At 63.9% G+C, this 20,871-nt stretch carries 18 protein-coding genes; 10 read left to right on the top strand and 8 right to left on the bottom strand.

All coding sequences use genetic code 11. The features are described 5' to 3' along the window. Positions 1-9 precede the first annotated feature (9 nt). On the bottom strand, positions 10-1,638 hold the full coding sequence (locus MesoLj_RS12370; protein WP_202326149.1) for a DUF2778 domain-containing protein: 1,629 nt from the start codon (positions 1,636-1,638) through the stop codon (positions 10-12). Between the two features lie 517 nt (positions 1,639-2,155). Between MesoLj_RS12370 and MesoLj_RS12375 the strand changes: the two genes are divergently transcribed. From MesoLj_RS12375 to MesoLj_RS12390, 4 genes are read left to right on the top strand one after another with little or no spacing between them, the layout of a single operon-like run. Continuing rightward, positions 2,156-3,025, top strand: coding sequence for a protein-L-isoaspartate O-methyltransferase family protein (locus tag MesoLj_RS12375; RefSeq protein WP_202326150.1), 870 nt, complete (start codon positions 2,156-2,158; stop codon positions 3,023-3,025). A gap of 54 nt (positions 3,026-3,079) precedes the next feature. Next, entirely contained in the window at positions 3,080-5,785 is a 2,706-nt protein-coding gene (locus MesoLj_RS12380; protein WP_202326151.1) for a hypothetical protein, read from the top strand. Further along, on the top strand, positions 5,785-6,720 hold the full coding sequence (locus MesoLj_RS12385; protein ID WP_202326152.1) for a hypothetical protein: 936 nt from the start codon (positions 5,785-5,787) through the stop codon (positions 6,718-6,720). The genes MesoLj_RS12380 and MesoLj_RS12385 overlap by 1 nt, the downstream gene beginning before the upstream one ends. 23 nt (positions 6,721-6,743) lie before the next feature. Further along, positions 6,744-7,022, top strand: coding sequence for a hypothetical protein (locus MesoLj_RS12390; RefSeq protein WP_202326153.1), 279 nt, complete (start codon positions 6,744-6,746; stop codon positions 7,020-7,022). Between the two features lie 28 nt (positions 7,023-7,050). Here MesoLj_RS12390 and MesoLj_RS12395 read toward each other — a convergent pair whose 3' ends face one another. Beyond that, the gene (locus tag MesoLj_RS12395) at positions 7,051-7,980 is read right to left on the bottom strand and encodes a LysR family transcriptional regulator (RefSeq protein ID WP_202326154.1); all 930 of its coding nucleotides are present in this window, start codon (positions 7,978-7,980) and stop codon (positions 7,051-7,053) included. Between the two features lie 100 nt (positions 7,981-8,080). Between MesoLj_RS12395 and MesoLj_RS12400 the strand changes: the two genes are divergently transcribed. Next, positions 8,081-9,280, top strand: coding sequence for a clavaminate synthase family protein (locus tag MesoLj_RS12400; RefSeq protein WP_202326155.1), 1,200 nt, complete (start codon positions 8,081-8,083; stop codon positions 9,278-9,280). Positions 9,281-9,457: 177 nt separating this feature from the next. Here the strand turns inward: MesoLj_RS12400 and MesoLj_RS12405 are convergent, their stop codons facing one another. After that, positions 9,458-10,714 (bottom strand): hypothetical protein, encoded by a 1,257-nt coding sequence (locus tag MesoLj_RS12405; protein ID WP_202326156.1) that lies wholly within the window; start codon positions 10,712-10,714, stop codon positions 9,458-9,460. A gap of 172 nt (positions 10,715-10,886) precedes the next feature. Here MesoLj_RS12405 and MesoLj_RS12410 point away from each other — a divergent pair, with 172 nt between their 5' ends. Then, positions 10,887-11,942: a CapA family protein gene (locus MesoLj_RS12410; RefSeq protein WP_202326157.1), complete on the top strand. Its 1,056-nt coding sequence runs from the start codon at positions 10,887-10,889 to the stop codon at positions 11,940-11,942. A 210-nt stretch (positions 11,943-12,152) separates the two neighbouring features. After that, a complete protein-coding gene (locus MesoLj_RS12415; protein ID WP_202326158.1) occupies positions 12,153-13,103 on the top strand; it encodes a DUF3137 domain-containing protein in 951 nt (316 codons plus the stop codon). Between the two features lie 13 nt (positions 13,104-13,116). On the opposite strand, the gene MesoLj_RS12420 is transcribed toward MesoLj_RS12415, so the two are convergent. Then, the gene (locus tag MesoLj_RS12420) at positions 13,117-13,611 is read right to left on the bottom strand and encodes a YegJ family protein (RefSeq protein ID WP_202326159.1); all 495 of its coding nucleotides are present in this window, start codon (positions 13,609-13,611) and stop codon (positions 13,117-13,119) included. 431 nt (positions 13,612-14,042) lie between these two features. Here MesoLj_RS12420 and MesoLj_RS12425 point away from each other — a divergent pair, with 431 nt between their 5' ends. The 3 genes from MesoLj_RS12425 to MesoLj_RS12435 all read left to right on the top strand — a co-directional run bounded on the left by MesoLj_RS12425 (position 14,043) and on the right by MesoLj_RS12435 (position 16,973). Then, positions 14,043-14,285 carry a DUF1344 domain-containing protein gene (locus MesoLj_RS12425; RefSeq protein ID WP_027047290.1) on the top strand — a complete coding sequence of 81 codons (243 nt, stop codon included), beginning with the start codon at positions 14,043-14,045 and terminating at the stop codon, positions 14,283-14,285. Between the two features lie 423 nt (positions 14,286-14,708). After that, positions 14,709-16,334: an FAD-binding oxidoreductase gene (locus tag MesoLj_RS12430; RefSeq protein ID WP_202326160.1), complete on the top strand. Its 1,626-nt coding sequence runs from the start codon at positions 14,709-14,711 to the stop codon at positions 16,332-16,334. Positions 16,335-16,349: 15 nt separating this feature from the next. Then, positions 16,350-16,973 (top strand): hypothetical protein, encoded by a 624-nt coding sequence (locus MesoLj_RS12435; protein ID WP_202326161.1) that lies wholly within the window; start codon positions 16,350-16,352, stop codon positions 16,971-16,973. Positions 16,974-16,977: 4 nt separating this feature from the next. On the opposite strand, the gene MesoLj_RS12440 is transcribed toward MesoLj_RS12435, so the two are convergent. From MesoLj_RS12440 to MesoLj_RS12455, 4 genes are all read right to left on the bottom strand, one after another. After that, positions 16,978-17,499, bottom strand: coding sequence for a hypothetical protein (locus tag MesoLj_RS12440; protein ID WP_140774712.1), 522 nt, complete (start codon positions 17,497-17,499; stop codon positions 16,978-16,980). Between the two features lie 135 nt (positions 17,500-17,634). Continuing rightward, positions 17,635-18,633, bottom strand: coding sequence for an alpha/beta fold hydrolase (locus MesoLj_RS12445; RefSeq protein ID WP_202326162.1), 999 nt, complete (start codon positions 18,631-18,633; stop codon positions 17,635-17,637). Positions 18,634-18,751: 118 nt separating this feature from the next. Then, the gene (locus tag MesoLj_RS12450; RefSeq protein WP_202326163.1) at positions 18,752-19,882 is read right to left on the bottom strand and encodes a hypothetical protein; all 1,131 of its coding nucleotides are present in this window, start codon (positions 19,880-19,882) and stop codon (positions 18,752-18,754) included. Between the two features lie 6 nt (positions 19,883-19,888). After that, a complete protein-coding gene (locus MesoLj_RS12455) occupies positions 19,889-20,323 on the bottom strand; it encodes a DUF4383 domain-containing protein (RefSeq protein ID WP_172348995.1) in 435 nt (144 codons plus the stop codon). Positions 20,324-20,871: the final 548 nt, after the last annotated feature.

Here is a 20,871-nt window from a genome sequence, read left to right on the forward strand (position 1 = left end):
CTGTCGCGGTCAGGCGCCGCGCGCGTTGTCCGTCGCCACGCGGGTCGCCGATCCGTTCAGGCGCGGCACCACGACGAGCCGCGTGACCTTGCCCTTCTTGAAGGCGGCGAGGAAGCGGGCATAGTCCCGGAAGACGACACAGCCATTGGACTCGGCGCGGCCGCCGCGCAGCATGTAGGTGTGGGCGAGCAGGCCGTTGCGGTTGTACTTGTTGCCGCCATTCACCGGCGTCAGGCGTATGGCCTCGACACCATGGAAGCGGGATTCGCGCAGCGACAGATTGTAGGTGTTGGGCGGCGTCGGGCCGCGATCCTTGACGTCGACATAGCGCGGCTGGTCGACCATGGCGCCGAGGCCCGAATGTGCCTCGAGCCGCTGGCCGTCGGGCATGTAGACGGTCTTGGCACTGATGTCATAGACGGCGACGCCGTGGCCGGCTCCGCTTCCGGCGGTCGGCCCGTTGAACAGGTTCCTGAATGCCTGGCCAAGGCCGCCAGAGGGCGTGTCCGGCTTGGCGTAGGCCAGCACGTCGCCGCCTTCGCCAGACCGGCCGGCGCGGGCCGGCCTTGCCGGCTGGGCTTGCTGGACCGGCTTTGCCTGCGGCGCCGGCTTCTGCTGGGCGAGCTTGGGCTGAGCAATCCTGGGCTGCGGAGCCGGCTCATCCTGCTCCACGGCCTTGGGTTGCGGCGCGTCATATTGCGGGCGACGGGTCGGCAGCGGCACGTCGTCGGTCAGCGCATCCGGCAAGGAGGCGGCGTCGCCGGGCTGTTCCTGCTGGGTCTCGACAGGCGCAACCGCGACATCGGCTGAGGATTCGGTCATCGGCAGTGGCGAGGCGAATGCCTCATCCTCGACGGGCATCGACTGCACGAGGGCCAGCGCCAGTTGCGCGTTGTCAGGCGTCTCCGACTGGGCAAGGCCCATCGGCGCGGGCGCGGTCTGCACGACAACGGAACCGGTATCGGCACGAGCGAAACGTTCCGCTGCCGGAGCCGGTATGTCATCAGACAGGCTGGCCATGACCTGAACGGAGGGCACCAGCGATGCCTCGGTAATATGCGGCGCGGCCTTGGAAATCACCGGGCGGGCGTCGGCCGTGGCAACAGGCTTGCCGGCACCGGCAAAGACGGCGGCAAGCTTGGTCGGCGACAGCGACGCTTCCACGCGTTCGAAACGCTCCTGCGCCTTCGACTTCAAAATTGGCTGTTCCGGCTTTGCCTGCGCCACGAGGCGCGCGGATTTCTCCGCCAGCGGGCTCACGCGGGCCAGCTTGAAGCAACTGGCGCCGCATTGCACTGCGTGGTCATGCAGGGCCTGCGCGCCGCCATGGGCATTGGCGAGTACGAAGGGCGCCGAGGATCTGAGGAAATGCTGCTTCAGCGGATCGGCCAGCGCCAGCGAGCCAGGCATGGACAGCGTCTGCGGCAGGCCGCCCGATGTCGCCGACAGCGAGGCGCCGACGGAACTGAGGCCGGCCATGGTGCCGATCAGCCAGAGGCCGACGGCAGCGCTGACACCGGGCACCGCGACCCAGCGGACCATCCGTTGCGGGTTGAAGGAAGGGATGCGCGGCGCATCGACGAACTCGCCGCCCTCGCGCTGGTCCCAGATTATTTTTCGTTTACTCGACAACGCCATGCAACCAATCTTGCTCCAATCGGTTTTCCCCGTACGTGGCCTTGTCAGCCGCGACGACCATTCTGTGAGTGATCCCAGGTGGTCCCCGACGCGTTTGCCGCGCCTGTCGTTGGTTGCCGATTGCTTCAAAATATGGACAAAGTTGGTTAACCAATCCCTCTCAAAACCAACCAAGAGACGTGGACTTTGTGCCAAAAAAGGCTCGTCCACGATCATGCACGCGGTATTGCAGCCCTTCCGAAGCAAGTTTGCTGCCTGTTTTTGGCGGCCGAGTCAAGCAAAACGGCCTGCGCCAAATCAGCAAAAAGCCACCCGGGATCACGCCGGGTGAGGGTGCTTGCCGATCGCTTCGGCTGAAAAAGGCCCCGTCGACCGGCCAAACTGTTGCCCTACTGCCACAAAATCCCAGGCCGGGCGGCTGCCTTCCGACGGCCATTGACTCGTTTTGGGAGGCGGTGCAATCGGATTAAAGTGCTTGGTTTTGGGGTGGCAAAGGCCACTTTTGGAGGCTTTTTCCATGAAGCGTCGGGACTTCTTGGCGCTGTCGGCGGGTGCTGCGGCGTTTTCCATTCTTCCGGCCTCGGTCAGGGCCAATGTGCCGGTCCCCTACGACCGCAACGCCGAACTCCCATTCAACGACAAAAAATCGTTCATCGACTGGATGGTGGCCAATCGGGGCGAGGATCCGAAGTTCCTGGCCGAGCGATTCGATCGCTTCCAGATCATGGTCTACAACAAGGACGTGCTGGACGACCGCAACAAGCGTGCTTTCCTCGCCACGCCGCGCGAGGAGTTCGTGCTGCCGCAGAATCTGGCGCGCGCCTATGATCATGCCTTCCTCGACATCGGCTACGGCGTGACCATTTCCGGCCCGCACCTCGTCGGGCGCATGACGACGGCTATCGACGTGCAGTTTGGCGAAGCCGTGCTCGAGGTCGGCACAGGCTCCGGCTACCAGTCGGCCTATCTGGCCAATCTCACCGACAAGGTCCACACGATCGAGATCATCAATCCGCTGGCCCAGCGCACCCGCCGCACCTATGACGCGCTGATCGATCGCGGCTACAGCGTGTTCGGCTCCGTCACCAGCCGCAATGCCGACGGCTATTATGGCTGGGAGAGCGTCGGCCCGTTCGACAAGATCATCGTCACCTGCGGCATCGACCACATCCCGCCGTCGCTGCTGCAGCAGCTCAAGCCCAATGGCGTCATGGTCATTCCGGTCGGTCCGCCGGGTGCCCAGCATGTGCTCAAGGTGATCAAGCAGCAGCTTGCCGACGGCACGTTCAACATCGTCCGCTCGGACATCTACAATGGCAAGGTGGTGCCGTTCGTGCCGTTCACCAAGCTGGAAGGCGACCAGATCGTCGGCACGCACAACGGATGAGTTGCCGCGCCGGTCCAAGCCTGTTGAGCTGAACCGCCGCATCAAGGGGCTTGAATGACGGCTGTCGTATCGACCTCTCGGCCAAGCATCGCCTCGCTGGAGGCGCCGCGGCTCGCGCACTATCTGGCGGTCGGGCTGATCGCCGGCGCGATCATCGCGCTGCAGATCGCGGTCATGCGGGTGTTCGCCGTCGGCAGCTGGTCGCATTTCGGCTCGCTGGTGGTCAGCCTCGCCATGCTCGGCTTCTCCTTGTCCAGCGTCGTCATCTTCGCCGGCAAGGGCTGGTTCGACCGCCATTGGCAAGGGGCCGCCACGGCGGCCCTGCTGCTGATCGGCCCGCTCGCTGTCGGCTCCAACCTCGTTGCCCAGACAGTGCCGTTCAACGCCATCTTCCTGGTTTCCGACCCGGCGCAGAAATGGCGGCTGCTCGCCAATTTCCTGCTCTATCTCCTGCCGTTCCTGGCCGGCGCGTTCTTCCTCGGCATCGTCTTCCTGAAAAGCCGCACCGCGTTCGGCCGGGTCTATTTCGCCGACCTTACCGGCTCGGGGCTGGCCGGCCTCGTGGTTCTGGTATCGCTTTATCTGTTCGCGCCGGAAACCATCATCGTCGTGCCGCTGCTTTTGTGGGCGGCCGGGTCGCTGCTGTGGTTCTTCGCGTTCGGCGCCTGGAAGAGTGTCGTCGCCGGCGTGGTCGTCGCGGCGCTGTCGATATCAGGCTATCTCGTGCTGCCCGGCCTGCTTGGCATACCCGACATCGCCGTGTCGCAGTACAAGGGCGTCGCCTATGCCCGCAACTTTCCCGACGGCAAGCGCATCTACCGCAGCGTCTCGCCGTTCGGCGACCTGCAGGTCTATGCCAGTTCCTACATGCATTTCGCGCCGGGCCTGAGCGACAACGCCGCCTTCGGCATGCCCGAGGTTCCGGCCAACACCTATGTCGGCATGTACCGCGACGGCGACGGGCCGGAAGGCATCATGCGCAATCTGGCGCCGGCCGAGCAGGTCTATTTCCGCTACCTGCCGATGCACTATCCCTATGTGATCAAGGACAAGCCCAAGACATTCGTCGTGCAGTTCGGCGGCGGTATCTCGACGCAGGCCGCACTCAATGCCGGATCGACCTCGGTGACCGTCGCTGAGAGCAACCCGATGACGTTGCGGGCGTTCCGCGATCCGGTGCTGAAGGACGTGACCGGCGACATCCTGGCCGAGCCGCGGCTCAAGGTGATCGACTATGACGGGCGACTGTTCCTTGCCAACACGACAGAGCGCTACGACGTCATCGACCTCAGCCTCGCCGACAGCGTCGGCCTGTCCAATCCAGGCGGCTTCGCCATTTCGGAGAAATACGCCTACACGCATGAGGCGATGCTGAGCTACATGCACGCGCTGGCCGATGGCGGCGTGCTGTCGGTGACCTTGTGGAACAAGGAAGAGCCGCCGAAATCGGTGCTGAAGCTTTATTCGACCATCGCCGAGGCGGCCAGGACGTTCGACAGCCAAGGCGCGGCCAACGACATCTTCGCCGTGTCGAGCTACCTGTCGACAACAACGGTGCTGTTCAAGCGCGGCGGTTTCACCGAGGCCGAAATCAAGACGCTGTGCGACTACACCAGGTCGATGTCCTGGGAGGAAGTCTATTATCCGGGAATGGTTTATGACGGTTCGGGCGCGCAAAAGGTGCTCGACGATTACCGCGCCTCGATCTTCGGCAGCGGACAGGACGCGACGCTGACGCAGCCCGCCGCCGATGCGACAGCGCCAGCCGACGCTACCGCGCCCGCAAACCCCGACTGCGATCCGACGGCTCCTGCCGATCCGACGCTCGATGCCTGTGCCGGCGCCGGCGGTGAGGCCGGCCCGCAGGTGTTGCCGGCGACGGAACTGCAGCGCATGACCTGGCATGCGCTCTTGACCGGTGGCTGGCAGAAGCTTGCCAGCGATTATGTCTTCGACGCACGAGCGCTGAGCAACGACCAGCCCTATTTCGCTGCCTATGTGAAGGTCGCCGACCTGCCGCGCACGCTGGACCGGCTTGACCTGTTCCAGGACGATTGGGGCTACCTGCTGATCTGGGCGACGCTCGGAATCGCCTGCATCACGGCGGCTTCGCTGGTGCTGCTGCCGGTCATTTTCGGCTGGCGCATCGTGTTCTCGCGCTCGCGCGGCAAGCTCGGCACCATCCTCTATTTCGCCTGTCTCGGCCTCGGTTACATCATGGTCGAGGTCGGGCTGATCAGCCGCTTCACCGTGGCGCTCGCCAATCCGACCGTGTCGGCCTCGGTGCTGATCTCCTCGATGCTGGTGTTTTCCGGGCTCGGCAGCCTGTTCGCCGAGCGTATCTTCGACCGCGCCAGGACGCTGCTGCCCGTCGTGCTGCTGGCGGTCTGCGTGCTGCTGTTCGCCTATGGCTTCTATCTGTCGCCGGTGCTCGACTGGATCGGCGCCTATCCCTATGCGGTGCGACTGCTGCTCTGCTTCCTGCTGGTGTCGCCACCGGCCTTCCTGATGGGCATGCCGATGGCCACCGCCATGACCTGGCTGGCGCGGCTCGGCAAGGAGCATCTGTTCGTCTGGGCCTGGGGCATCAATGGCTGTTTCTCGGTCATCGGCTCCGCTGCCGTGCCGATCATCGCCACCAGCTTCGGGCTGAGCGCCGTGCTGCAATGGTCGGCGATCGCCTATCTCATCGCCATCCCTGCCTTCTTCGCCGTGCTGTTGCCGTCGAAGGCGCCTGGTGTGCGGCTGGTGGCGGCCTGATGCCGGACCGGCGCGCCATCGTTGCCGGACTGCTGGCCACGGCGGCGTTTCCGGTGGCAAGCCAGGGGGCGCGCTTGCACAAGGCCATCTCAACCATCGTGCCGTTCAAGGCGTCACCCTTTCCCTACCGGGGTAAGCTGCCCGATGGCTCCGCGCCGTTTCTCGACGTGACGGCGGCGGACGGAAGGCGCGGCCACACCTCGCCGCGCGGCGGCATCTATTGGGAAGACGAGACCTATTCCGATCGCTCGACGCTGCTGGCCGTGCCAAAAGGTTTCGATCTGGCAAAGCCGGCAGTCATCGTCGTGTTCTTCCATGGCAACGGCGCGACCTTGCAGCGCGATGTCGTCGGCCGCCAGCGGGTCGTGGCGCAGGTCGAGGCGTCCGGCCTCAACGCCGTGCTGGTGGCGCCGCAATTCGCCAGCAATGCACAGGATTCCAGCGCCGGCAATTTCTGGACACCGGGCTATTTTGCCAGATTCATGGCCGAGGCAGCGCAAGGCCTGGCCAAGTTGAGCGGCGCCAAGGCGGCAAGGTTCGACGCCATGCCCGTGGTGCTGGTCGCCTATAGCGGCGGCTACAACCCGACGGCTTTCGTACTCAGGAATGGCGACATCAGCGGCCGCCTGCTCGGCGTCCTCCTGCTCGACGCCGTCTTCGACGAGGCCGAGATCTTCGCCAACTGGGTCGCGCAGCACCGGAAGCGTTTCTTCGTCAGCGCTTATGGCAAATCCTCGGCCTCCGGCAATGCAGAGATCAGGCAGTTGCTGGCGGGCCGGGGCATTAACGCCGGTTCCGATCCGCCACGCCGTCTCGAAGCCGGGACGGTTGCCTTGCTTGCCTCCGATGCCGCGCACGACACCTTCGTCACCCGCGCCTTCGTCGGCAACCCGCTGCAGTGGTTGCTCGCCCGGCTGCCCGGGTTCCAGCGCTAGATTTGGAGGTTCAGTTCCCGCCCATGCTTCTGACCGCCATCGTCATTGCCCAGATATTGGACCCGCTCAGGATCCTGCTGGTCGGGATCGCCTATTTCGTCAGCCGGGTGGCCAAGCGGCCAAACGTCGGCTGGCTAGGGTTGCTCGTGGCGATTGTCGTCATCGCCGCCGGATTTCCGTTCATGGTCCTTGGCCAGTCCGGCGACATCGCCTGGACGACCGCGGCGATCGGCGTGATCTCGAACGCGCTGATAGTCGCCGCCCTGGCCGGGCTTCTACGGCTACAGCGGCTGTTTTTCTAAAGCGCTTCGGGCCGCATCCATCAGGGTTTCATCGCGGCAGGGCGCCATCGATGCCGGTGCCGGCCGCTGCCAGAAGCGCCGCCGCCACCGTCGCGGCGCGGCGCGCCTTCGGGCCGTGTTCGGGCCAGACGATGCGGCGCCTGATGGTCAGTGCCGGTACTTCGCGCGCGATCTCGATGAGATGGCCAGCGTCGAGATGGCGGCGCAGCACCAGTTCGCTGGCCAGCAGCGCGCCCATGCCGGCGATCGCCGCCTGTGCGGCGACGATGGTCAATCCGAAGCGCGGACCCTGGTCAATGTCCTTCCTTTGCCGCGCCGCCGCAACGAACCAGTCCCGCCATGTGGGATAGACATCATCGCCCATCATCGGGTCGATATGCAGCAGCGGCATCCTGTCCAGCACTTCGGCCCTGTCCGGCCCGGCATGATCCTGGACCTGCGCCGGTGCGCAGGCGGGGATGACCCGCTCGGTGAAGAGGTCGAGTGAGGCGATGTCGGATGCCGATCCCTTGCGATAGCTGATGGCAAGGTCGACGCCTTCCTCGGCCATGACATCGAGCGCAACGGACGCGACGATGCGAACCTCGAGCCGCCCCAGGGCCGGCCGCACCATGGCCAGGCGCGGCGCCAGCCAGAGCGAGGCGAAAGACGGATCGGCCGAGATGGTGAAGGTTTCGGTCTGGCGTTCGAAGCGCAGCCGGCGCATGCCGGAGGCCAGCGCATCGAAACCGCGATCGATATCGGGCAAGGCGGCCTCGGCGGCGCGGGTGAGCACGATGCCGTTGCCCTCGCGCCGCACCAGCTTGACGCCGAGCCGCTCTTCCAACTGCCGGATCTGATGGCCGATAGCGCCGGGCGTGACGCCCAACTCCTCGGCCGCGCGCGTCAGGCTGCCGGCCCTGGCGGCGGCCACCAGCGCCCGTAATCCGGAAAGCGGCAGATCCCTCAGAGTCATCATGTTTTGAATTTACCTCAAAACTTGTAGAAGGGAACTCGTTTGAGTGCGGGATTTTCCTTGCCTAGGTTGGTCGAAGAAATTCAACCGCAGGGGACACCAGATGCTCGACACGCCAAAGCAACAGCAAAGACATGCCGTCGCGCCAATCCGCGCCATGCGCGCGGAAGGCGCACGCATTGCCGTCGAGCTGGCGGACGGCCGATCGGCGAAACTCTCGACGCGCTGGCTGCGGCTGGCCTGCGAATGCGAGCAATGCGGCGACACCGCCTCGGGCAAGAGGTGGCTGACGCCGGCCGATGTCGACAAGGCAATCCATGCGGAAAGTTTCGATGTCTCCATGCCGGGGCAGGTCACGGCCATCTGGCAGGACGGGCATGTGTCGCATTACGATCCGACCTTCCTGGCAGGGCATGTCGGCGGCTCGGGTCCGGTCCGTTTCCGGCCGCAACTTTGGAACAACGATCTCACCGCACGGCTCGGCCGCTTCGCTTTCGACGCGGTGGTGGCGGATGACGAAGCGCTGTTCCAGTCGCTCCGGGCGCTAAGGGATCACGGCATCGCCATGCTGACCGGCGTTCCGGCCGAGACGGAAGCAACGGCGCGGGTCGCGGGCCGCTATGGGCCGATCCGCGAGACCAGTTACGGCAAGGTGTTCGACCTCATCTCGCGGCCGGATGCGCGGGTGGCGGGCGAGACGGCGCGGGCGCAGATCCCGCACACGGACGAGCCGTTCCGCTACGCGCCGCCGGGCTTCATCTTCTTCCATGCCATCCGCACGGGCGCCGGCGCCGGCGGTACGTCGCTGATGGTCGACGGCTTTCATGTCGCCGAACGGATGCGGACGCGCACGCCCGACCTGTTCGATCTCTTGACGCGGCACGGCGTTACCTTCCACCGCGAACATGAAGGCGAGGTGTTCTTCAGCGCCGAGGCGCATGTCATCAGCCTCGATGCGGCAGGCGCGGTCACCGGCATCCGCTACAATGACCGCTGCCTGGCGCCGCAATGGGCGCCCCTGGACCGGATCGATGGGTTGATCGAAGCGCTGGCCGAACTGACGCGGCTGATCTGCGATCCCCAGAACCAGTTCCAGCACCAGTTGCAGCCCGGCGAAGTGCTGGTCTTCGACAACCAGCGCGTCCTGCATGGCCGAAGCGCCTTTGATCCAACGCTTGCAGTGCGGCATCTCAGAAGCTGCAACATCGACCGCGACGGCGTGCATAGCGCGTTTCGGTCGCTGGCCAGACGGTTCGCGCCCGAGGAGGCCGAGGCGGTGCTGTATCAGGGGGCGATTTTTTGAGGCGCATTGATATTCAGGTGATGCCGGTCTGCAAACGATGGTTTCCTGCGCTTCCGGTGCTCACGTACCCAGAAGTACGCTCCGCTCCGGTTCTCGGAACCCACCGTTTTCGACTCGGCCTGACCTGAATCTCAACACGCCTTGCAGCGCGCTCCTCTCGACTTGAGATGGCTTTTCTTAGTTAAACCACAGCGCGAACGTCAAAAACCCGCCGCCGCCGAACTCTCGTTGGATCTGGTCGAAATCCTCGCTGGTCAGGATCCTGCCGGTCTCGAGATAGGGCGCGATTCCGGGGCCGGTGATCGACAGCACCAGGTCGAAGGGTTTTGGTTCGTCGAAGAAGCGCTTCATGTTGATGCCTTTGCCGGTGATGCGGAAATGCGGCAGCAGCGCGCGGCCTTCGAGCAGGTCCTCGGCCATGGTCAAGGTGGCAAGCCAGGCCTGTACCTGCTCCTCGCCGACTTCGAGGCCGGTGAGCGGGTTCGCGCCCTTCTGTTGTGGGCCGGGCAGCCATTCGCGGTCATTGTCCGTCTCGGCGCGGATCGCCTTCCAGTCCTCGCGCGACAGCCGGATCATTTCGAGCAATTCCTGGCGCGCCGCCTTGCGGCGTTCCGGCTCGACCACCGGCCAGTTGATCATGTGCACCATCGAGATGAAATCGGCGATGCGCCATTCAGAGGAGAAGATGTTCGAGCCCATCTCGCTCGGCGGCGGCACGAGAATGTCCTGCAACGGCAGCCTGGCGCGCGGGAACAGCATGTGGAACGAGCCATCGAAAGTGTTTTTGAAATCATGCGCCAGCCAGAAATCGGCCTGTGCCATCAGGAACTCGGCATAGCCCTGCAGCCAATAGCCATCGGCGCGGTCGAAGCGGAAGGTGAGCGCGGGTGCGCTATCACCTTGCGAGATACTGCCACGCGACAGCGCGGCCATGTTCGCCGCCATGCTCTCATCCGGGGCGATGGTGCCGTCCTCATTGAGGTCGATGCCGACATGGGTAAGGTCGATGACCATGCCGATATCGGCATCGGCCGGCACCGAGCCCAGCGTCGCAGCGGATTTTTCCAGCCGGTCGCGGAAGGCAACCAGTATGGCGCGGAACTCTTCGTAGGTCAGCGGCTCGGGGTCGGGATTGGGCGGCACGGGCAGCTGCATCAGCGGCAGCATGAAGGATTGCGGGCTTTCGAAGCCGTGCCGGTGCAGCCCGCTGGCGAGCAACTCAAGTGCCGTGAAGAATTCGCCGGCGCCGGCGGCATAGGCCGATGCCGGATCTTTCGCCGCGGCGGCCTCCAGCGTCGACAGGGCGCTGTCGCGCGCGGCCACGGTCTTCGCCTCGAATAGCGCGGTTGCCGCGTCGGGTATGGCGGCGCCGGCGGAAGACAAGGGCAAAAGCACAATGAAGGCGGATGCCAGCAGGCTCGAAATTCGGTTCATCTTTCCCCCAAAACATATGTGTCGCGCCGAGCAAATATACACCATTTGTGGCGTCGCGCCCGTCGGTGTCGGTGTGGCCCAGCGGGTCATCGTCGAAGATGTGCGATTGTCGACGGACACGCTTCAACCTGTCCGGCAGACCGTCTACACAAGGCAAACGATTGGGCATCGCGTGTCGAATTATCCGCTTTCCTACAAATTGTCCTGGCTGCCGCGTTTCCTGAAACCGTCACTTGGCGGTGGCGCTGATGGGTTTGCGCCGGCGTCGGGAACGCTCATGGAGCCGCTACCCAGACAGACCGTGCGGCTGGCCTTCGTCGGCGACATTTCGGCGGTGGCCAACCGCCGTGCGCCGGACTGCGACCCGGTGATCAAGGCGTTGCTTGGCGGCGCCGACCTTGTGATCGGCAATTGCGAAAGCCCTGTCGTGGACAGGCCAAGCGCGGTGCTGGGCACGAGGCTCGGCACGCATCATGCGATGAGCGAGCGGTTTCTGGCCGAGGCGCTCGCCGCGACCGGTCTTGCGCGCGAAAAGCTCGTGCTTTCGCTGGCCAACAATCATGTGCTCGACCAGGGCGTCGCGGGTTTCGACGAGACGGTGGCGGCACTGAAGCGGCTTGGCATCCGCACCATCGGCCTGGCCGCCAATGGCCCGGTGCAGACGGTCAAGGTGGGGCCGCTGGAGGTCGGCCTGGCGGCTTTCACGCTGTGGCGCAATGCAGATGAGAGCCTGTTTGCCGGGCGTGTGTCGATGGGCAGCGATCTGGCCGGCTGGCCGCGCGTCGATCTTCTCTGCGCGGTGCCGCATTGGGACTGGGAGTTCCGGCATTTTCCGCGCGCCGGGACGCGGGCATTGGCCAGGCGCCTGGCCGGGCAGGGCGTCGGACTGATCGCCGGCCATCATGCGCATGTGGTGCAGCCGGTGGAACGGATCGGCGACGCGATCGTCGCTTACGGCCTCGGCGATTTCCTTGGCACCGCCTTGGCGCGACAGCCGTGGCCGGGGCGCATTGGCGGGATTTTCGTCGTGGATGTCAGCGCGGAGGAGGGGACGCGTGGTGCTGTAGCTGCTTACCGGATGCAGCCGTTCGTACGGCTGCGGGACCGTGATCACGAGTGGCTGGTGCCGGTGGAGGGGTTGGACGGTGCGATGAGGAGGAAGGTCGAGGGGCGGTTGCGCGCGGTTTTCCCTTCTCCCCTTGTGGGAGAAGGTGGATCGGCGCGATAGCGCCGAGACGGATGAGGGGTGTTCCAGCGGAGTGAGACGTTGGTGTTCCCTGGAACACCCCTCATCCGACCTCACTTCGTGAGGCCACCTTCTCCCACAAGGGGAGAAGGGAAGGTCGCGCTCGTTGCCTACGGCTGGCGACTTTCCCGGAAATGCAGCTATCATGCGATAGTATTGGCAGCGGGGGTGGCGGTGGAAACAGCGGATTTCATGCCTGATGACACTGTCATCGCCGGCATCCGGATGAACATCGAGGCCTATGAGGCGGCGCGGGCCTTGGCGGTGCGGCAGGTGCGCTGGCGGGTGCCGCTGTTCATCGGGCTGACATTGGTGGCCGTGGTGGTTATCGCCTGGCTGTTCAACAAGGTCGCCGATCCCAACGAGCAATGGTTCTCGACGCCGCATGTGTTCCTCTATGTCATCGGCTTCGCCGCTTCGATCCTGCTCTACTTCCAGGCCATCAAGCCGGCGACGCGGCTGCAGCAATCGTTCCGCGACACGCTGCTGCCGATCATCTTCGGCTTCATCCGCGAGGTGCGTTACCAGCATGGCGACAGGCCGAATTCGTTCGACCGGCTGCCGCGCGAGGCGGTCGGGGCTTTCAACCGGCAAGCCTTCGACGATGTCGTTTCCGGCCGCTACGAAGAGTTTCCGTTCGAGCTTTACGAAGCGGAACTGCGGGAAGGGACCGGCAAGGGCTCATCGACCGCCTTCAAGGGCGTCATCGTCGCCTTCGAGGCTGTCGAGCCGTTCCCGGGAATCCTGGTGGCGACGCGGCGCACAAACGCTGTCGTCGGCTTCTTCCGCGGCCTGTTCGGGTCCAAGCTGCAGGAGCTGTCATCGGGGGAACCCTTGCTCGACGCGGCTTATGAATTCCGCACCGACAACATCGAGGCGGCACGGCCGCTGGTGACCGGCCGGCTGGCGCAGGCGCTGAAATGGCTGGGCGAGACCTGGCCGGACGATCCGGCCCGCGTCGCGCTCAATGGCAGCGATGGTTTCCTGCTGTTGCCGCAGGCGAAGAACTTCTTCGAGCTGCCCGAGATTTCGGTGCCGCTCGACTACACCAGGCATGTGGCGCCGATGATCTCGGACATGGGCGCCGTGCTGGCGACGGCCGCGCTGGTGCGCAAGATCGGGGTGAAGGACGAAGCCAGCTAGTCGGCCGTCACGATCAGCAGTCAAATCCGTATTTGCCGCGCATGTAGTCTGCTTCTTCCTTGGGCATTCTCTTGAACATGACACAGACGGTGAAGCTGCCGACCTGCCGTCCGTCCCGGGTGTAGCCCCAATCGGAAACATCGTCCCTGGTGAATTCGATATTCTGGCCGAGGACGACATTGCGAACTTCTTCCGGCTGGTTCGCCAATATGCCGGCAAAGCCGGTCTCGGTGCGGCGGAACGGGATGACCCAGAAGTGCTCGGTGACGTTGCCGTCACGCACCTTGACCTTCAATTTGAACCGCTCGGTGCCGGAGGGAGGCGCTTCGGCCAGGGCCAGGAATTCATCCAGGCCGGCAAGTGCCTGCGCGGTCGCCGCAGTCATTTCAGGATCGCCCGGGGCGAAGGTAACCGTCTTGTCATCGCCCGGATCAGCGCCTTGTGCGCCTGCCAATCCCGGCGCAAGCGCCAGCATCAGGGATATGATGGTTCGAACTGCCAGTTTCATGGTGGCCCCCTGGTCGCAGCGTTGGAATGATCCTGCATTTATTTCGAGTTTGCAACCATAGCGAGAGTTTTTTCCCTTTTTTTGTAGTCCTGGTTGAGCTGATCCGTGAAACAAAACTTGTATCAATGGAAGATCGGCAGGCTGTTGCGTGATGCAATCCGGGGTGGATTGTGGCGGCTGCGTGATGGCCGCGAGGGGGCCGCCGCAATCTGCTAAGCGATTCTTTTCGTGGACGAACGGCGGGCGTCGAGGCCAACGATACGGCTGGAAATCGCGTCGGCCGCATGCAATGTGTCGGAATTAAGCCTATGATTTCCTTTGCTAAAATTCACCGAATGTGATTTGCGGGCGGCAGGCTTTCCGTTTCAGTTTCGGGTCGTCCGGCCCAGTCAAGGCGGCCCGGAAAATTGAAACAGCACGGAGTGCTATCGATGAAGAAGACCCTCGCAACCACCGCCGCTCTGCTCGCCTTCCTCGGCACGGCCTATGCCGCGTCCGTCCAGGGCACCATTCAGGCGGTCGATCCGACGACCAAGTCGATCACGCTCGACGACGGCAAGATCTACCAGCTGTCGCCGGAAGCGAAGATCGGCAAATTGAAGGTCGGCGCCAAGGTGGCGGTAACCGTCGATGACAAGACCGGCATGGTGACGTCGATCAAGAAGGCTTCGTAGAGGCTTCTCCTTCTCCCCGTTCACGGTAGGGCAATCGCATATGAAACTTCTCGAAGGTTTGCCCGGCACGTACCCCCACCCCTAACCCCTCCCCACAAGGGGGAGGGGGACTCTGTAAGCGCTGATTTCAGGAAGTTACCGAGGCTTGATCAGGAAGATGTCAGGGCGCGCGGCAGCGTTCCCTCCCCCTTGTGGGGAGGGTTAGGGTGGGGGCCCTCTTCGAAAGAATCCATATCCGATAGCCCTGCCGTAAACAGGGAGAGGTGCCAGCAGGCGGATGAGGGCAGCGCAACCCAGCGAGATTAGCCCCGTGATGTCGGAACATCAGCCACCCTGATGCCGAACTGGCGCCATGGCTCTGCCCGGCGCCCCTATGGTTTTCGCCAAAGAGCCGCGCTATCCCTTGGGCAATGGGGGATCCGCATGGCTGACGAACATAAAGGGTTTCGCCTGTCGCGCCGGCTGGTGCTCGGCGCGGCGGTGGTCGGCGGCGCGGTGCTGTGGGGCGGCACCACCATGGCGCGGCTGGCGCGCGGGCCTTCCGGGCCGAAGAATGCCGGACGCATCGCCGATATCGACGGCATTGCCCTGCCGCTGAAGCCGATCGCCAGTCCGCCAGCCTATGACCCCTCGCTGCCCTGGTCGGCCAGGGGCGGCGATATCAATGATGCCAGCGGCCTGTCGCGGACGCCGGTCTATGGCGTGGTCGAGGTCAGCGAGGAAGATCATATCGCCAAGGCGTTGGCCTTCGCGCGCGCCAACGGGCTGAAAGTATCGCTGGCCGCCATCCGTCATTCGATGGGCGGGCATGCCTTCGACGACAACGCCCTGGTGCTAGACCTCAGGAAATTCAACAAGGTCACCGTCGACGCCGCGGCCAGGACCATGACCTTGCAGCCGGGCGCGCGCTGGCATGACATCCAGAACCTGCTGCATCCGCGCTTCGCGGTGAAGGCGATGCAATCGACCGACATCTTTTCGGTCGGTGGCTCGCTGTCGGTCAACGCGCATGGCATGGACCATCAGGCGGGCTCGGTGGCCGGCTCGATCCGCTCAATGCGGGTGATGCTGGCCGACGGGTCGGTATCCACGTGCTCGCCGAGCGAGAACACGGACCTGTTCCGCCACGTCGTCGGTGGCTACGGCCTGTTCGGCGTGGTGCTGGAGGCGACGCTCGATATCGTCGACAACGCCGTCTACCGCACCTCGCGCGAAATGATCAAATCCGACGATTTCCCGAAATTCTTCGCCGAGGTGTTGGAGCCGAACAAGGATATCGGCCTGTTCTACGGCCACTTGTCGACGGCACCGGGCAATTTCCTCGAGGACATGATCGTCTATCGCTACGACAAGGTGGCTGACCAGCCGCCGACCGATCAGCCTGAAATCGGCGAGCCGGAGGGCGTCGGACTGAAGCGGGTGATCATCAATCTGGCGAAATGGGGCAGCGTGTTCCAGGAGCTGAAGTGGTTCACCGAAAAGACGCTGGAGCCGAAGTTCGAAAGCTGCACGGTGGCGCGCACCTCCGCCATGGCGCAAGGCGAGGCCTGCTTCGTCACCCGCAACAATCCGATGCACGATTCGGTGCCGTATCTGTTCAACGATCTGGCTGACGAAACCGACATCCTGCACGAATATTTTATTCCACGCGCTGCCTATGTCGGGTTCATCAGCGAAGCGCGTGAGATCCTGAGCAACCAGCAACTGCCGGTGCTCAATGCCTCGGTGCGCATCGTCCACAAGGAGGATGTGGCGCTGACCTACGCGCCGGAGCCCGCCTATTCGCTGGTGCTCTACATCAACCAGCCCACCGATGCCGACGGCAATGCCAGGATGCGGGCGCTGACACGGGCGCTGATCGATGTGACGATCAAGCATGGCGGGCGCTTCTTCCTGCCCTACCAGCTGCATTACACGGCCAGGGAGTTGCTGGCCTCCTATCCCGAACTGCCGGCCTTCCTGGCGGCGAAGCGGCAACATGACCCGACGGAACTGTTTTCCTCGACCTTCTACCGTGCCATCAAGGCGCTGAGCGGGGTTGCGTCGTAAGCAGGAGAACAATCAATGCGTATGGTATCAGCGGCAGCCCTCACTCTTATCGCGCTGTGCGCTGGACCGGCAGGGGCCGAGGACCTCAAGGCGTTCAGGCTGACCATCGACGGCGTGGCGGTCGATATCGATCCCGGTGAGATCACGACCATTACGCTGCCCGGCGGCAAGCAGAGCAAGGTGACGCTCGAGCGCAACGACTTCGCCACCTTTTCCGGCGACAGTTTCTCCTTCGTCCATCCAAGCGGCATTTCGGTGACCAAGACCGATCTGGGCGAAAACATCACGCAATATCTGATGGCCTCGGCGCTGGGCACGATCGTCGTGGTGCAGGAATACGGCAAGATGAACCCGGTGTCGCTCAACCAGCTGATGCTGCAGGAGATGACGAGGGAATCGGTGCAGGCCGGTGCGGAGCTGACGCAGCAGCCGACGACGCGCAAGCTTGCCGACGGCAAGGAACTGACCGGCATCCGCGCCGAGGTGAAGACGCGCACCGATACCGCTCATTTCGAGATCGTCGGCTACGGCCTCGCCGATCAGGGGCTCTTGTTCATCACGCGCGTCGCCGGCGAGGATGCGGCCACCGAACAGCCACTGATCGACAAGTTCTGGGAGAGCCTGAAGCTGAAGATGTAGGGGGCTACAGTCCCGTCGGCACCAGGCCGGCCAGCCAGTTCACCGAGCGTTTGGCCGCGTCGGCGGTCGCGGAAGCCGCGCGGCCGAGATCGGTCTTGACCACGGCATAGCCGTTCTTGGTGCGATAGAGCACGCCGGTTCCGCCATCGACCACCTGTTCATAGGCGACAGGCCGGGCAGCGTCCGCTTCGACCGCCGTCGTCGGCGAGCCGACCGGGACGCTCGGCCGATGGCTCAGTTCCGGCGGCAGCGGGCTTTCTGTCCTGACGACCCTGCTGGCGGGCTTCAGTTCCGGCTGGGATGCAATCGCGGCCAGATGCGAGGACGACGACGAACCCTTGGCGCGGCAGATGCCGGAGACCAGCGGATAGTCGAAGTTGCGCTCGTGCAAGATCTGGCTCTTCATCGCGGCTTCGCATTCGGCGATGGTCGACCATTTGGCGGGCGTCTCGCCGATATATTCGCACAGTTTGGCGTCGCAGTCGCAGCCGACAATGGTCATGGCGACAAGGGCGGTCTTGATCACGGTCTTGTCCCTTCGAGATGCCGCCCGGGCGCCCATTCAGGTGCATGCCGGGCTTTCAGGCGGCTTGCACCCTCCATCGCGCGCGAACAAGGCGGGATTTGGCCGCGATTGTGGAATGAGCATGGCGGCGCGTGTCTATTGGGCTGCCGGCAAGGCCCGTTTGAGAAAATTGGCGATCAGCCGCACCACGTCTTGCGGGCGCTCGACCTGCGGGATGTGGTTGACGTCATCGAGAACGGCCAGCTCGGCATGTGGAAACAGCGAGGCGATCTCCTGGCCCTGTGCGAGGGGCGTGGTCGTATCATCTCGCCCCCATATGACGAGAACCGGCGGCGTGAAGGCGCGATAATTCGCCCGATTGGCGGCAAGCGATTTCCGCTCGTCATTGTAGAGGCCGCTGAACAGCCAGTGGCCAACGGCATTGGTGGTGCCCTTGACGTTCAACGGGCGCGTGTAGATCGCAATGCGCTCCGCCGTGACGAGATCGTCATTCTCGATGAACTGGCGCAAACCGAATCCGGTCATGAACGGATTGGTGAAGGTCGAGGCGGTCAGGAGCTGGCGCGGCCAGTCCCTGTCGAGCAGGGAGGCGAACGGCACGGCCGGCGCCTCGGTCTGGCCGAGGCCAAGCGCCACGTCGAGCAGGATCAGCGCGTCGATGCGATCCGGGGCCGAGAAAGCGGCCTCGATCACACCGCCGCCACCATAGGAGTGGACGCCGACGCTGAAATGGCGAAGGCCGAGCGCGTCGGCGAAGCCGAGGACGCGCTTTGCGTGGGCGGCGCGCGAATAGTCCTGGTCGGCCGGTCTTTCCGAATAGCCGAAGGGCGGCATATCGACGGCGATCACGCGAAAGCCCTGTTCGCCCAGCGGAGCGGCGATATCGCGGTAGGTTTCGGCCCAGGAGACCGTCCCGTGGAACAGAAGCAGCGGTGGCCCGTCGTGCGAGCCCCAGACCTGATAGTGCATCTTCAGCCCGCCGACGGTCGCGAACAGGGCTCCCGGCGGAGCGGCCTCCTGTGGTGACCGTGTTTCGCGCAAGGCCGCGGCGCCGCGAAAGCCGATGGGCGCGACAACGATTAGCACGACCAGCGTGAGTGCGAGCCAGCCGACAATCCGGATCAGTCGACGCATGGCTAAAGCACGTCGCGTTGAAACGGATTCATGCGACGCGCTTTAGATCTTTGTTTTTATGCATGTCGTTCTCCCAAAACCGAGGTCACTTTTGGGCGACATGCATTGGGCTGTCGCCTCAGTAGTCGTAGACGTGTTCGAGCCTGGCGCCGGCCTTCATCAGCGACGGCAGCACCAGGTGCAGCTTGCGCACGGCAACGACCATGCCAGTGCGGCGCGTCGAGGGGTCCGCCGGCAGCGGATAGCTGAACAGGATGCGCATGCCTTCGGGAACGGTGATCGCGTCGGTCGAGAGCATCGTGACCATGATCTCGTCATTGCCGCCGATCTCGACGAAGGAGACACCCTTGTCGATCAGCCGCGGGATCATGTCGGTGAAGACCTGATAGCGCTTGGTGACGAAGACGGTGCCGTCGGCTCCCATGTCGCGTTCCAGCAAGGTGTCGGGCTCGTTGCGGGTGGCTTCGCCGACCGGTCCCTTGGCCCAGACATGGATGTCGAGAAAAGCCGGGTCGGAGGTCGCGGCGAGCGCCTGCTTTATCAGGTCGGCATAGCCCTGCTTGATGGTGTCGGCGAGACCGAAGGCGAGCTTGCGCTCGCTGGTGCGTACGGAGCTGTCTCCTGGCGCCGGCTGCACGGCAAACAGGCCGGCGCGTTTCTCGCCATAGGGGAATTGGTACCACGGCACCTGGTCGAGAAAGCCTGCGTATTCGGCCGCCACCTTGGCCTGATAGATGTCGGCGGCGGTGCGCTTGGCCGATGTCGCCTCGGTGATGCGGCCGACCGTGTTCTCATAGGCCCATTGCAATATATGCTCGATCGAGTGGCTGGTGCCGATGATGACCAGCATCTGGTGGTTGGCGTAGTTGAACTTGTAGGGAGAACTGGCGCGGATCACCGTGGCGTAGTCCTGCCAGAAGCGGCCGACATAGGACCAGTAGGGAAAGCCGCTCGGCTGGTCCTTGGCGACGAAGCCGGCATATTCGCGCGCGGCGTAGACGATCGCCCATTCCGGATAGGTGAGGAAGGTCGATTCCTCCGGCCGCTGGTAGCCGGGGATCTCAGCGCGGACCTTGTCGGCCAGCGCCTTGGGTGGCGCGCCATCGGCAATGCCGGGCAGCGGCGTCTTGTCGAACGATGGAGTCGTCAGGAAGCCGTAGGCGAGCCCCGCGACCGGGATCAGGATGACGATGACGATCAGCCAGAGGATCGTCTTGATGAGGCGCTTCAGCCAGCGGAACAAGAACATGGCCGGTCAGGCCGTGGCGAAGTGGTCGTGTATGCGCTTCGACAACCAGAAGCCGACATAGACGGCGAAGCCGCCAATGACGATGTGCGGCAGGTTGGCGAAGAAGCGGGCGGGGAATTCGATGTCGTTGAGGGAGCGGAAGCCGTTGATGAAGATGCCGGCATCGAGGCAGCCGGAACCGGTGATCAGCCCGAGCACGCCGTCGAACAGATAGACCGAGCCGAACAGCTTGAAATAGAACACCGCCTGGCGATGCGAGATGAAGGCAGCGGCCAGCGCCCAGACACCGGAGAAGGCGTGCAGCAGGTCATCATACCATTGCAGCGAAAACAGGCCGAACAGATTGCCGTTGGCGTCGTTGAACGCCGGTATGTAGCCGACGGCGACGACGGCGAAGAACAGGAAGGCATAGCCAACAGCAAGCTTCTGGATGAGCGTCATGAAGTCTCCCCCTTCTACGAGTTCGTTTTCAAACGGACTCTGACGGCATCGAACGTTAGCCGATTTTGCCGCCGGTTGCAGCCCCAGCCGAAAACACCGTTAAAATTGTGGGAGATAGACCTCAAAGACAGTCGGCGCCGGGATTTCTCCCAGCGCCTCCCTGTCAGATCAGGACACGGTCGCGGCAGCAACTTCCGTAAAGTCGTCGCGCCATGCCGGCCTTGATTTTGACGGTCCTGCCAGCCACCACCCGAAGGCAGCGTCCGTTCCAGACCACGCCGGTCTTGGCCCTTGCAGGCCTTGCCCTGCGTGCCATCGAAGGTTCTTGCCGTCCTTCATGGCAGCATCGGTCCGCCGTCGGCGTTGGCACGCTTTCCGCGGCCCCGTAGGTCTCGGCTACCGTCCCTCAAAACAGGCAAGCCTGCTCTCGCTTCGGGCCGTACGGGCCTCAGGAAATCCGCCTTTCACTTCCGCCTTTCGGCTTGGCGATCGGTAGCCGCCTGAGATGGGTTTAACTTACGCCGGGTAAGGGTCTCGAGGAATGGCCA

Source organism: Mesorhizobium sp. 113-3-9 (assembly GCF_016756515.1).
Classification (GTDB): Bacteria; Pseudomonadota; Alphaproteobacteria; order Rhizobiales; family Rhizobiaceae; genus Mesorhizobium.